Origin of the sequence: Anoxynatronum buryatiense (genome assembly GCF_900182905.1) — a bacterium.
Taxonomy (GTDB): Bacteria; Bacillota; Clostridia; order Peptostreptococcales; family Tindalliaceae; genus Anoxynatronum; species Anoxynatronum buryatiense.
This window is the reverse complement of sequence record NZ_FXUF01000005.1, coordinates 237,114-250,211: the sequence shown is the minus strand read 5'-3', so window position 1 is coordinate 250,211 and position 13,098 is coordinate 237,114. Positions and strand designations below refer to the sequence as shown.

14 protein-coding genes are annotated in these 13,098 nt (G+C 51.0%); all 14 read left to right on the top strand.

Annotated elements, in window-relative coordinates:
- The 14 genes from QOL74_RS09040 to hisB all read left to right on the top strand — a co-directional run bounded on the left by QOL74_RS09040 (position 1) and on the right by hisB (position 13,057).
- On the top strand, positions 1-693 hold the full coding sequence (locus tag QOL74_RS09040; RefSeq protein WP_283409136.1) for a response regulator: 693 nt from the start codon (positions 1-3) through the stop codon (positions 691-693).
- A 149-nt stretch (positions 694-842) separates the two neighbouring features.
- Positions 843-1,289 (top strand): NAD-binding protein, encoded by a 447-nt coding sequence (locus QOL74_RS09035; protein ID WP_283409135.1) that lies wholly within the window; start codon positions 843-845, stop codon positions 1,287-1,289.
- A 95-nt stretch (positions 1,290-1,384) separates the two neighbouring features.
- Positions 1,385-2,035 (top strand): potassium channel family protein, encoded by a 651-nt coding sequence (locus QOL74_RS09030; protein WP_430383864.1) that lies wholly within the window; start codon positions 1,385-1,387, stop codon positions 2,033-2,035.
- Positions 2,036-2,073: 38 nt separating this feature from the next.
- Complete coding sequence (locus QOL74_RS09025) at positions 2,074-3,930, top strand: sensor histidine kinase (protein WP_283409133.1); 1,857 nt, start codon at positions 2,074-2,076, stop codon at positions 3,928-3,930.
- A gap of 24 nt (positions 3,931-3,954) precedes the next feature.
- Entirely contained in the window at positions 3,955-4,329 is a 375-nt protein-coding gene (locus QOL74_RS09020; protein WP_283409132.1) for a response regulator, read from the top strand.
- Positions 4,326-5,015, top strand: coding sequence for a sigma-54-dependent transcriptional regulator (locus QOL74_RS09015; RefSeq protein ID WP_283409131.1), 690 nt, complete (start codon positions 4,326-4,328; stop codon positions 5,013-5,015). Before QOL74_RS09020 ends, QOL74_RS09015 begins: the two co-directional genes overlap by 4 nt.
- Positions 5,005-5,433 carry a potassium channel family protein gene (locus tag QOL74_RS09010; RefSeq protein WP_283409130.1) on the top strand — a complete coding sequence of 143 codons (429 nt, stop codon included), beginning with the start codon at positions 5,005-5,007 and terminating at the stop codon, positions 5,431-5,433. The genes QOL74_RS09015 and QOL74_RS09010 overlap by 11 nt, the downstream gene beginning before the upstream one ends.
- The gene (locus QOL74_RS09005; RefSeq protein ID WP_283409129.1) at positions 5,430-6,095 is read left to right on the top strand and encodes a potassium channel family protein; all 666 of its coding nucleotides are present in this window, start codon (positions 5,430-5,432) and stop codon (positions 6,093-6,095) included. Before QOL74_RS09010 ends, QOL74_RS09005 begins: the two co-directional genes overlap by 4 nt.
- Before the next feature lies 1 nt (position 6,096).
- A complete protein-coding gene (locus QOL74_RS09000; RefSeq protein WP_283409128.1) occupies positions 6,097-7,581 on the top strand; it encodes a TrkH family potassium uptake protein in 1,485 nt (494 codons plus the stop codon).
- Positions 7,582-7,894: 313 nt separating this feature from the next.
- The gene (gene hisZ / locus QOL74_RS08995) at positions 7,895-9,142 is read left to right on the top strand and encodes an ATP phosphoribosyltransferase regulatory subunit (RefSeq protein WP_283409127.1); all 1,248 of its coding nucleotides are present in this window, start codon (positions 7,895-7,897) and stop codon (positions 9,140-9,142) included.
- Entirely contained in the window at positions 9,139-9,774 is a 636-nt protein-coding gene (gene hisG / locus QOL74_RS08990) for an ATP phosphoribosyltransferase (protein WP_283409126.1), read from the top strand. Before hisZ ends, hisG begins: the two co-directional genes overlap by 4 nt.
- A 138-nt stretch (positions 9,775-9,912) precedes the next feature.
- A complete protein-coding gene (gene hisD, locus QOL74_RS08985) occupies positions 9,913-11,223 on the top strand; it encodes a histidinol dehydrogenase (protein ID WP_283409125.1) in 1,311 nt (436 codons plus the stop codon).
- A gap of 41 nt (positions 11,224-11,264) precedes the next feature.
- Positions 11,265-12,422: a histidinol-phosphate transaminase gene (hisC, locus tag QOL74_RS08980; protein ID WP_283409124.1), complete on the top strand. Its 1,158-nt coding sequence runs from the start codon at positions 11,265-11,267 to the stop codon at positions 12,420-12,422.
- Between the two features lie 41 nt (positions 12,423-12,463).
- Positions 12,464-13,057 carry an imidazoleglycerol-phosphate dehydratase HisB gene (hisB, locus tag QOL74_RS08975; RefSeq protein ID WP_283409123.1) on the top strand — a complete coding sequence of 198 codons (594 nt, stop codon included), beginning with the start codon at positions 12,464-12,466 and terminating at the stop codon, positions 13,055-13,057.
- Positions 13,058-13,098 lie beyond the last annotated feature (41 nt).

Below are 13,098 nucleotides of genomic sequence, written 5' to 3'. Positions count from 1 at the left end.
ATGGAAGATAAAACGACCATTTTAATTGTGGAAGATGACAAATACATCTCCAATTTCATCGCTGTTTCCCTGCAAAAGGACGATTACCGGGTACTGGTGGCAGGCAGTGCGGCAGAGGGGCTGTTCATGTTTTCGTCCCATCATCCGGATATTCTGCTGCTGGATCTGGGACTGCCTGACCAGGACGGCCTGGAAGTCATCCGGGAACTGCGCTCTTTTTCCAGGGTGCCCATTCTGGTGATTTCAGCCCGGGGGCAGGAAAAAGAAAAGATAGAGGCGCTGGACAGCGGGGCCAATGACTACATGACGAAACCTTTTCACATGGGAGAGCTCATGGCTCGTATTCGTGTCATCGAAAGGGGCCTGACGCGCATCACCAATCAAACTGTCGAAAGCAGCTTTACCGGCGATAATCTTTCGGTGGATTTTGAAAAGCGCCGTGTCATGGTGGCGGGGCAGGAAATCCACCTCACACCCATTGAGTATAAACTGTTGCATCTGCTGATTGCCAACAAGGGAAAGGTGCTCACCCATAACTATATATTGAAACAGGTGTGGGGGTACGAGTCTTGCGATACCAAGAACGTGCGGGTCTACATGGCCAACCTGCGCCGCAAAATCGAAAAGAACACTGCCAATCCACGTCATATTCTCACAGAAGTGGGCGTGGGTTACCGGTTTGCCGACGAATAACCTGCCGGATCAATAATGGCCTGATTGCCTCCGAAATGATTTCGGAGGTTTTTTGGTGCGCCTTTACAAAAAATTAACATCACAGGAAAAAGGATAACACCACCTTAATACCAAGTCGCGTATCCTCATAGAGGAAGGTGGTGAAACACATGCGTTTCCTTTTGGGATTGACAACCGTGGGATTTATCCTGCTGGGTTACCGGGTAATGCAACAGCTTGACGGTTTTTTTGACCGGCAGGGGTTTGATCTTGATCTGAAAGTGCCGCTGGTTTCCATGGCGCTCATCTACTGGGAGAACCAACCGGTGACCCGGTTTGAATCAATGCTTCAACAAGAGAAGATTCCTTACCGGATTGTCACAGAGCCTCAGATTCCGGAAGACGTGAAACCCATCGCCGTTTTGGCGTTGTCAGAAAATGATCTGAATAACCTGCTGCTCTGTACCACTGCCAAGCACCAGTTTCCCGCTGTTTTGACTGTTGCCCGCTGTAACGACAGTCTGTACCGTCACTTGTTTCAGCAGGGTGGGGTGGATACAGTGCTCGAGGAGTCGCTGCCGGCAGAGGATTTGCTTCATCATGTCATGATTCCTTGAAAAGGAGCAGTGCCCCGGGTGAAGGCATCGTTCCGGAACAAGTTGTTCCAGCGTTATCAAATGACATAAAATTGTTTGAAATGGGGAGAAAAAACATGAAACAGTTTGCGGTGATTGGTTGCGGACGATTTGGCTCAGCAGTGGCCAAAAATCTTTATAAAAACGGATATGATGTGCTGGCCATTGATGAAAATCCGGAAATTGTTCAAAATATTTCCGAATATGTGACCCACAGTGCCAGTCTTGATGTGAAAGACGAGCACGCCCTGCGGGCTGCGGGCATGCGCAACATTGATGTGGCCGTTATTGCCATTGGCTCTGAAATCAAGTCATCCATATTGGCCACTTTGGTGGTGAAAGAACTGGGTGTGAAATATGTGGTGGCCAAGGCACAGGACGAACTTCATGCCAAAGTGCTTTATAAAATCGGTGCAGACCGGGTCATTTTCCCTGAGAGAGACATGGGTGTTCGGCTGGCGTATAATCTGACCTCCACCAATATCCTCGACTACATTGAACTGGCTCCCGACTACAGTATCATGGAAATTGTCACGCCGGAAAAATGGATCGGAAAAACCCTGGAGGAAACCGACGTGCGGGCGAAATTCGGTCTCAGTGTACTGGCCATCAAACATGGAGAGAAAATTACGGTTTCTCCCAACGCCCAGGAAGTGATTCAGCGAGGCGATGTGCTGGTGGTGGTGGGAGTTAACGAAGACCTTCAGCGGGTGCAGGAAAAAGTGTAGCAACCTATTTTAGCAGCAGAGGCTTGGAGGTATGGACCATGTTTAGGAGTATACGTCACAAGATGCTGGCAGCGTTTGCTCTGGTGTTGCTGATTATTGCCTTGACAAGTATTTGGGCGATTGTGAACTTCGGAAATCTCCAGGGAGATATTCAGGATATCATGCAGTCAAACTATCGGAGTGTGGTGGCGGCCCAGCATATGATGGTGGCCCTGGAACGCCAAGACAGTGCACAGCTTTCTTTCCTGTTTTCAAGTGATTCAAATGCTGCTCAGAACCACCGGGAACACGAGCAGGAGTTTGTTCGCTGGCACACCAGGGCCAGGGATAACATCACCGAGCCTGAAGAGCCGGATATGATTGACCAGATAGAAACCCTGTATGGGGAATATATCTTTTCCTTTGAAGAGCTGCGTCAGGTGCAGGAGTATAAAGGGTCCAGTCAGGCTCGACAGTATTATTATCAAGTGACCTTTCCTTTATTTGAATCGATTAAAGAAGCATGTCGCGGTTTACTTGAGTTAAATCAGGAAAAAATGCTGCAGTTACAGACACAGGCAGAAGAACGGGCCTCCCGAGCTATTTTTTCGACATCACTGCTGTCGCTATCAGCAATACTTTCCGGATTGTTTATGGCGCTGTACATCAGTGGACAGGTGAGCAGACCAATTGGAGATCTGATTTTCAAAATGAAACGTGTCGCCGAAGGAGATTATCAGCAACAAATCAGCATACAAGGAGATGATGAAATCGCTGTTCTGGCGACGGAGTTTAATGCGATGAGCGAAAAGTTAAAACGGTATGAGCGAATGAACGTTAATAAAATTATGATGGAAAAGCAGAAAGCCGAAGCCATTGTGGAAAGTATCAGCGATGGCGTCATGGTGACAGACCAGAATCATCATCTCATTCTTATCAATAAAGCAGCTGAACGTTTTTTAGATATACGCGAAAAAGAATCATTGGGCAGGCATTTTCTGGAAGTCATTAATCGAGAAGAGCTTTTTCGAATGATTCAGGAAGTACCGCTGCAACGTGGTGTTGATATGTCGAAAAAGTTCACGGATTTGACCATTGAATCCGAACTATCCGAAGCACCCAGGCATTTTCGAGTGAACATGACACCCATTCGTGATCAACAGGGAACGGACTTGGGTGTGGTGACACTCATACAGGATATCACCAGACTTGTGGAAGTGAACGATTTGAAATCAGAGTTCGTGTCAACAGTTTCACACGAGTTCAGAACACCGTTGACATCAATGACCATGGCAATTGGCTTATTGAAAGATCAGACGGAAAATCAGCAAACACCAGATCAGCAGGAACTATTAAATGCACTGGAAGAAGATACCCAACGGTTAACCAGGCTGGTGACCGAATTACTGGATCTTTCACGGATCGAGTCAGGAAAAGTACAAATGAATCTTGAAGCCTGCCTGGTTGACGAACTGGTAACGTACTCCATGAAACCGCTGTTAGTGCAGTTGAAGGAAAAAAGAATTACTTATACCTGTCAAATAGCTGACCAAATACCTATGGCAAGAGCTGACAAAGCTAAAATTGCTTGGGTTTTGAATAATTTGGTGAGCAATGCCATGCGGTACGTGCCGGATGACGGTACCGGCGTCATTGAAATAAAAGCAAAGGAAGCAGTCAATCATATTATCATCGAAGTGGCCGATAATGGAAAAGGCATTCCGGAGGAGTACCAAAAGGTGATATTTGATAAGTTTTTTCAGGTGCACGACCAACATGAAGTGGGTGGTGGAGCAGGGCTCGGCTTGGCCATTTGTAAAGAAATCGTGAAAGCCCACGGCGGTGAAATATGGGTGGAAAGTGGGCCGGATAAAGGAAGTGTCTTTTATTTTACGCTTCGCATCAGTTCATCATAGCGGATATGGTTGGAGGAGAGATAGGTGACCACGATTATGATCGTCGAAGATGAGAAGAACATACGCATGTCGGTACGCATGCTGTTGCAGAAAAAAGGGTTTTCTGTTATTGAAACGGACAATGGTGTCGATGCTGTGAAGCTGGCGCAAGATAAGTTGCCCCAGTTGATTTTGTTGGACATTCTGATTCCGAAGATGGATGGATATCTGGTATGCGAGGCTATTCGTCAAAATCCATTGACAAAACGGATACCTGTCGTGTTCATGAGTGCCAAAAGCCAGCAGGAAGATCAACGGCGGGCCCGGGAACTGGGAGGAAGCGATTTCATCACAAAACCATTTACTACAACGGATTTACTGGAGTGTATTCAGAAAAACTTGGGAGGGGAAAGACCATGAAGCAACACATTTTAGTGGTTGATGACGAAAAAAACATTCGTATGACACTAACTCAATGCTTGGCTGATGAAGCATACACCATCGATTTGGCGGTGAACGGTGAAGATGCGCTGATTCAGTTGTCGCAGGCTGATTATGATTTGATATTGCTGGATATCAAGATGCCCGGGCTTGATGGCATGGAAGTACTGAAGAAAATTCGGGACCGGGGAATTCAAGTGAACGTGATCATGATGACGGCCTATGGAACTGTGGAGCGGGCTGTGGAAGCTATGAAGCTGGGGGCCATTGACTTCATCAGCAAACCTTTTACGCCTTCGGAAATTCGCAAGCTGGTGCAATCGGTACTTCAACGGCATGTTCTGAAAGAAACGGAGCTAAACCATTTTGAGGAGTATCTGGAATTTGCAAAAAAGTGTTTACTGGAACAGCATTACGAAAAGGCGGAAGAAATCCTGATTAAATCCATTACTCTTAATGTGGAAGCGCCTGAACCTCACAATTTGCTGGGAGTGCTTGCAGAGTACTACCGAGATATACCCCGGGCTCAAAAACATTACCGGGCGGCACTGGCCCTTGACCCCACCTATCGGCCGGCTGACCAGAATTTGGAGCGGACAGTGCAATGGAAATATTCGCAGGCAGGCATGAATCTGGGTGATAGAGATGATACCGATGAAAGATAAGTACATTATCATTGTCGGCTGCGGTCGATTGGGAGCGCATGTGGCTAAAATGTTTACCAGAAGTCGCAACAGTCTTGTAATGATTGACAAGGACGCAACGGCTTTTTCCAGATTATCAGAAGAATACAGCGGATTCACCATTGAAGCAGATGCGGTAGAGCAAGATACACTTCTTAGGGCAAAAATTGACCAAGCTGATGTGCTGGTGGCCACTACAGATGATGACAATACCAATATCATGATAGCTCAGGTAGCCAGGGAAATCCACCATGTGCCTGAGGTGATGCTTCGTATTTACGATCCTTCCAGAGCAAAAATTTACGAAGGCACAGGCATCACAACTATCTGCACCACATTACTGGCGGCAGAAGCCTTCAGCCAGGCGCTTGGCAGCCAGGAAGGAGTGACTGCACCATGAACATTTTCGTGGTGGGAGGGGGCATTAGAACCCACTTTCTGGCAAAATCCATGATATCCAAAGGTCATGAACTGACCCTGATTGAAGAAGAGCCAGAGGTATGTGACAGACTTGCCCGAAATCACCAGGCACTGGTTATTCAGGGCGATGGTACCAGACCCTATCTGCTTCAGGATGCAGGCATCACCCGATGCGACTTGATTCTGGCGCTCACTTCCAAAGATCCAGACAATCTGGTGATCTGCCAACTGGCCTCAAAGGTGTATGGAGTGCCCAAAAGCATGGCGCTGGTCAATGATCCTGCCAATCGGATCATTTTTCAAAAACTGGGAGTTCAGATGGTTGTCAGTACTGTGGAAATAATTACCGATCTCATTGAGCAACGTTTGTTTCTTGATGATATCAGCAACTTGAGCCCCATAGAGGAGGGGAAAGTCAGCTTGATGGAGATTGAACTGAAGGTTGATGACCTTGTGGTGGGAAAGACCATTCAAGCAGCCTCTTTTCCTGCTCAGTCCAATATCGGCTGTGTTCTGAGGGGCCAGGAGGCCATTATTCCCGGTGGAGCCACCCGGTTGGAAGCGGGAGACCGGCTGATTATCATATGTCTGCCCAAATATCAGTCTGAAGTGCTCAAGACAATAAGGGGAAGGTTGACCTGACATGCGCTATCAAGAGGAACTTCGACAGCAGTACTTTCTGGTGATGCATACCTGCGGTACGATCTTAATGGGAGCGGCTTCACTTTTTTTACTGCCAATACTGTTGGTGTTAACCCCGCTGGCTGATTTGGAGGAAGCGGTCATTTTCCTGATCAGTGGGATGGCCACATTTGCTGGAGGGGCGGTGTTGCGAATTTTTTTCGGAAAAAGAACAGAGGCATTGCTGACTTTTAAGGATGGGGGATTGATCGTGGTACTCTCTTGGGTGATGGTGATTCTTTTTTCGGCCATCCCCTTTCTGCTTTCCCGGCAGCTTACTTTCACCCAAGCGATCTTTGAATCGACCAGTGGATGGACCACCACGGGACTTTCGGTGATGAATATAGCAGAAACGCCACCTATTTTTCTTTTATGGCGCAGTCTGATCCAGTTTTTTGGAGGTGCCGGCATTGCGGTGGTCATGCTGACGGCCATTATTGGACCACAGGGAATTGAACTGTACAGCGCTGAAGGGCGGTCGGACCGGCTGTTACCGAATGTGACCAAGTCAGCCAAGATGATCATGATGATCTACAGTGCTTATTGTCTGGCCGGAGTCATGCTCTACCTGGCGGCAGGAATGCCTTGGTTTGATGCTATCAACCATGCCTTTGCCGCTCTTTCTACAGGGGGATTTTCTACTGAAACAGACAGCATTGGTACTTACGGAAGCCTGTCAATTGAACTGGTATCCATTGTACTCATGTTGCTGGGTACCACCAACTTTGCCGCTCATTACGTACTGCTTAGGGGTGGATTCGCTGAGTTTAAAAAAATCACTGAAATTCGTTTCATGACCATCTGGATTTTTGTCAGTATTCCGATTATGGCGTATCTGTTGCTGAAAACCATGTATTTCTCCGTCTCTGACAGTTTTCGGATTGCCATTTTTCAGGCAACAACAGCTATTTCCACCACTGGTTTCTCAACGGTTACTTATGACCAGTGGTCGCCGGGATTGGTGCTGCTGATGGTAGTGTTGATGATCGTAGGTGGCGGAACCGGTTCAACCGCTGGAGGACTGAAGCTCTATCGGGGGGCGGTCTTGCTGAAATCATTGAAGTGGCAGCTTCAAGGTTATTTTTTGCCTCCGAATGCTGTTCGTACAAGACCTGTTTATCGACCTGACGGTCCCTTTTATGTGGATTCCAGGCACATGAATGAACTGCAAACCTTTTTTATTTTATACCTGCTGATTTATCTGGTGGGGGTGATGGTGATGGCAGTGAACGGCATTCCCCTCGCGGATGCCCTCTTTGAGTTTGCTTCCACACTAGGCACGGTAGGACTTTCCATTGGAGTGACTGCGCCGGATTTGCCGCTGATCGTCTTGTGGACTCAGATAGCAGGGATGCTGCTGGGAAGACTGGAGCTGGTAGTAATTTTTATGGTTTTGATAAAAATAGTGAAAGATATTCAATATCATATTTCTCATCAACAGGGTTAATGAAGTAAATAATGTCAATATCAACGTCCCCGAAAACAAGCTTTTAGACCCCTGCCCCTTTGGGGCATTTTTTTACGCTTTTTTCCTTGACAGAAGGGTATCAAACCATTAGAATAGGAAAAAGATTCCTGCTTTACCACTCTATTGCTTTAGCGTATTAAAGCGGCGGGATCAGGAAGATCTTTTACGGGCCGGAGGTTTTTGAATCCGGCCCTGCCATAAGACTACAGCACACCGCCAATTGGCCACGACCTGCAGGGCATTGCCCTTCGATCACCACCAATGGCACATGGCATCAGAAGGAGGAAAAAACGTGAACCAGCGAAAAGTGTTTTTGCCCCAGGGGGTGCAGGATCTGCTCATCGACGACTGCCTGTTGCGACGGGTCATCGAAAACCAGATCATGGAAACCTTCACCCAGTGGGGGTATATGGAAGTCAGCAGCCCTGCGCTGGAATATTATGATTTATTCACCCGGCCGGAGGTGCTGGCAGACGGGGATAAAATGTTCAAGCTCATCGACGCCGACGGCAGAATTCTGGTGCTGCGTCCCGACTGCACCATTCCCATGGCCCGGGTGGTGGCCACCAAAATGCGGGATTTTGTCTACCCGCTGAAGCTTTGCTACGTGGCCGATGTGTTTCGCATTGACCAGGAGCAGGCAGGGAAAAAGCGGGAATTTCGCCAGGCGGGCATTGAGCTCTTCGGTGTCACCACTGCCAAAGGCGATGCCGAAGTGCTGGTGACTGCCATTGAAACCCTGAAAGGCATTGGTCTCCAGCATGTCACTGTGGAGCTGGGATCGGTGAAGTACCTGAAAGCCCTGTTTCGGCAGCTGGGATTAACGGCAGACCAGCAGGCGGCAGTGGTGGCCCTGCTGGAGGAAAAAAATGTCACCGGTCTTCAGGAACTGGCCCGGGATTACGGCATCAACGGCGGCTACGGCGCGCTGCTCACCCGGCTGCCTCGTCTTTTTGGCACCCTGGAGGAAGTGCAGGCAGCCCTGGCTCAACATCCCCAAACACCGGAAATGACAGAAGCTCTGGAAGAACTGCAGGCCACCATTGAACTGGTGGCAGACTATGGGCTTGACCAGTACCTGGGCATTGACCTGGGCATGGTGAACCAGCTGGATTATTATACCGGCATCATCTTCAAGGGTTTCACCCGGGATCTGGGCACAGTGCTTCTCAGCGGCGGCCGCTATGACGCGCTGCTGGGCAATTTTGGCATGGACTGCCCCGCCACAGGCTTTGCCCTGGTGATTCACAAAATTACCAAGGCTCTGAAAATTCAGGAGCAGCTTCAGGTGCCCAAGCGGCGTCATGTGCTGGTGCTGGCCTGTGACACTCCCCGGGGAACCGTGGGGGAGGCAGTGGGCCAACTGCGGCAACAGGACGACATCGTGGAATTCTGCCTGCTGAAAACCGCCGATGACATTCGGGCGTATATGAAAAAACGCCAGGTGGATGAGCTGGTGCGCATCCACCCCGACGGCAGGGTGGAAAGCATTGACCCTGCCCGCCTCACCGATGCCATGATGAAGGAAGTGACCCAATGAATGAAAATCCCCGCATGGCCCTCACCAAGGGCCGTCTGGAAAAAGATACCGTGAACCTGCTGGAAGCCGCCGGTCTTGACATGGAGCCGGTGCGCAAGCCCTCCCGCAAGCTGATTCTTCAGGTGCCCCAGTTTCCCCTGGATCTGATTCTGCTGAAAGGCCCCGATGTGGCCACCTATGTGGAATACGGCGTGGCCGACCTGGGAGTGGTGGGGAAAGACGTGCTCTTGGAAGATCCCAAACCGGTGTACGAAGTGCTGGACCTGGGCTTTGGCCGCTGCCGCATGGCAGTGGCAGGGCCGCCGGAAATGGCGGCCACCCCTAAAAAACACCTGCGGGTGGCCAGCAAATACCCCCGCATTGCCCGGGATTATTTTGAAGGCCGGGGCCAGTCGGTGGAAATCATTCGCCAGCAGGGCTCCGTTGAACTGGCCCCTCTCATGGGCCTGGCCGATGTGATTGTTGACATCGTGGAAACGGGCAACACGCTGAAGGCCAACGGATTAGTAGTGTTGGAGGAGATTGTTCCCATCAGCGCCCGGCTGGTGGTGAATAAAATCAGTTACAAAACCCGCCGCCATGAAATGAACCGGCTCATTGACATGATGGAAAAACAATTGACAAACCGATAAGGCAATGGCGCATGAACCATCTTCATTCGCCCTCAAGGAATCAAAGAACAGGTATGACAGGATTGACGAGTCAGACAGGCATGACAGGCTGATGGGTGGCCTTCATGAACCCAAATACATGTGGCAAGGATGACGACGATGAGTCAACTACCCGTTAAGCGCTGGGACCCTTCCCGGCGGGAGATTGTGATACAGGAGCTTCGGGACCGGCAGGCAGGCTATGACAGGCAGACAGAAGCGGTTGTCCGGGAGATTATTGCAACCGTGAAGGAAAAGGGAGACGAAGCCCTGCTGGACTACACCGCACGGTTTGACCGGGCTTCTCTGACGCCGGAAACCCTTCGGGTAACGGAAAAAGAAATGGAAACCGCCTGGCGGGCGGTGGATGAACCCTATCGACAGGCCCTGGAGAACGCCTGCCGGCAAATCACTGCCTTCCATCAGAAACAGCGGCAGGAATCCTGGTTCGAAAACCCACAGGAAGGCATTTGGCTGGGTCAGAAAGTCACACCCCTGGATGTGGCAGGGGTGTACGTGCCAGGAGGCAAGGCGGCCTACCCTTCCTCCGTTTTGATGAATGTGGTGCCTGCACGGGTGGCGGGGGTTTCCCGCATTGTGATGGCCACCCCCCCTGGCCCTGACGGTACCATTGCCCCGGTGATTCTTGCTGCAGCCCGGGTGGCAGGGGTGACAGAGATTTACAAAATGGGCGGCGCACAGGCGGTGGCAGCACTGGCCTATGGCACCGCCACTATTCCCCGGGTGGATAAAATCACCGGCCCGGGAAACCAGTACGTGGCCATGGCCAAGCAACTGGTATACGGCCAGGTGGACATCGACATGATCGCCGGCCCCAGCGAGATTCTGGTGATTGCCGACGAGACAGCCAATGCAGCTTTTGTGGCGGCAGACATGCTCTCTCAGGCAGAGCATGATGAAATGGCCTCTGCTGTGTGCATCACCACCAGCCAGGCGCTGGGGGAAGCAGTGGCCCAGGAGCTGGAAAAGCAGGTGGCCCAACTGGACAGAGAAGCCATTGCCCGGGAATCCCTAGAGCGTTTTGGAGGCATCTGGGTAACAGCAACCCTGGCAGAGGCGGCGGCCCTGGCCAACGACCTGGCACCGGAGCATCTGGAACTCTGCGTAGCCAATCCCTTTGAACTGGTACCGGCCATCCGCCATGCAGGGGCGATTTTTCTGGGGCACTACTCACCGGAACCCCTGGGGGACTACCTGGCCGGCCCCAATCACGTGCTGCCCACAGGAGGCACCGCACGATTCGCTTCCCCCCTCACCGTGGAGGATTTTGTGAAAAAGAGCAGTCTCATCTATTACAGCCGGGAACGCCTGGCTGAAGCGGCGGATGACATCATGCTTCTTGCAGAACGGGAAGGCTTTCAGGCCCACAAGCAGGCGGTGGCCATTCGCATGAAACCTGAAATAGGTTAATATCTGAACCATTAATGAAACTGGAAAGTGGCGGTGAAGTCATGATGAAAAATACAACCGATCAACAGACACAGGCAGCAAAACAACTGTTTTCAATGCTGAAGAAAAGTGTACGCACCCTCAACCCCTATCATGTTGAACCGGATATGCCCCGCATTAAGCTGGATGCCAACGAAAACAACTGGCTGGCCGGCCGGTTTCAGCCAATTCTGAAAGAACGGCTGGAAAACCTGCCCATTCACCAGTACCCAGACTCAGACTGCCTGGCCCTGCGGGAAAAACTGGCTGCCCTCCACGGGGTGGGGCAGGAGCAGGTGATCACCGGTGTGGGCTCCGATCAGATCATCAGCTGGTTGATTCAGGCCTTTGTGGAGGCAGGAGACCAGGTGCTGGTCATGGACCCCACCTTCTCCATGTATGAAATCGACACCCTCATGGCCGGTGGTGAACCTGTGCGGGTGCCCCTGGGAGAAGGGTTTGTCTTTCAGCCGGAACCTTTTCTGGAAAAAGCCCGGGATACAATGCCCAAGGTGGTGTTTTTAACCAATCCCAACAACCCCACCGGCGGTGTGATTGCTCCGGAGGTACTGCGTCCCCTGCTGGCATCCCTCTCTACGCTAAACTGCGTCATCGCTGTGGATGAAGCCTACTATGAGTTTTATGGGGAGACGGTGGCCGACCTCATCGATATTTACCCCCAGCTCATTGTGCTGCGCACCCTGTCAAAGGCCTATGGGCTGGCAGGGGTCCGGGCCGGTTATGCCCTGGCTTCTGAAGCCATGATGGACGCTCTGTGCCGGGTGAAGCCCCCTTATCACATGAGCGGGTTGGATCAAATGGCAGCCCTCATCTGTCTGGAAGAGGCAGAAGCCCTGCAGCCGGTGCTGCAGGAAGTGATTCGGTGGCGGGAAACCATCGAAAAAGAAATGCAGGCCCTGGCCTTTCAGGTGGGCCCTGACCGCCTTCGGATATTTCCTTCACAGGCCAATTTCCTGCTGATTCGCACACCCCTGGCTGCAAAAATTGACCAGCGGCTGCGGGAAAACGGCATCGTGGTGAGGGGTTACGGGGAGTCGGGGGCGCTGGCCAATTGTCTGCGCATCACTGTGGGAACAGACAATGAAAATGAAGAACTGCTGGAAGTGATTCGTGACGTTTTTCGTGCTTCCGCCGAAAAGCCAGCGGCAACAGCAGATTAGGCAGGGAAGAACAGATCAGATTTGAGTAAGGAGGGCATCAGATGGGAGTTAAGCGAATCGCAGCCGTTAATCGGCGCACTGCTGAAACGGATATCGGCGTAAAAGTGAATGTGGACGGCACGGGAAAAAGTGACATTGCCACGGGCGTGGGTTTTTTTGACCACATGCTGCATCAAGTGGCCCGTCACGGCCTGATGGACTTAGCCATTCGGGCTGAGGGAGATGTTCATGTGGATGATCATCACACGGTGGAGGATGTGGGCATTGTACTGGGGCAGACCCTGGCTGAGGCTGTGGGAGAAAAAACGGGCATGGTGCGGTATGCATCGGTGTATACCCCCATGGACGAAGCGCTGTCGCGGGTAATCCTGGATTTTTCAGGACGGCCTTTCCTTCATTTTGATGTGAACTATACCGCTCACACCGTTGGCGATTTTGATGTGCAGCTGGTGGAAGAATTTTTCAGGGCAGTGGCGGTACATGGAGGTATCACCCTTCACATGACCACCCTTTACGGGAAAAACGATCATCATATCATTGAAACCCTTTTTAAAGCCTTTGGCCGGGCTGTTGATCAGGCCACCCGGATTGATAAGCGAATTCAGGGACCCATGAGCACCAAGGAAAGCTTATAAAGGAAGCCCTTTGCCTTCTTGGGGAAGGGGACGTAACAATC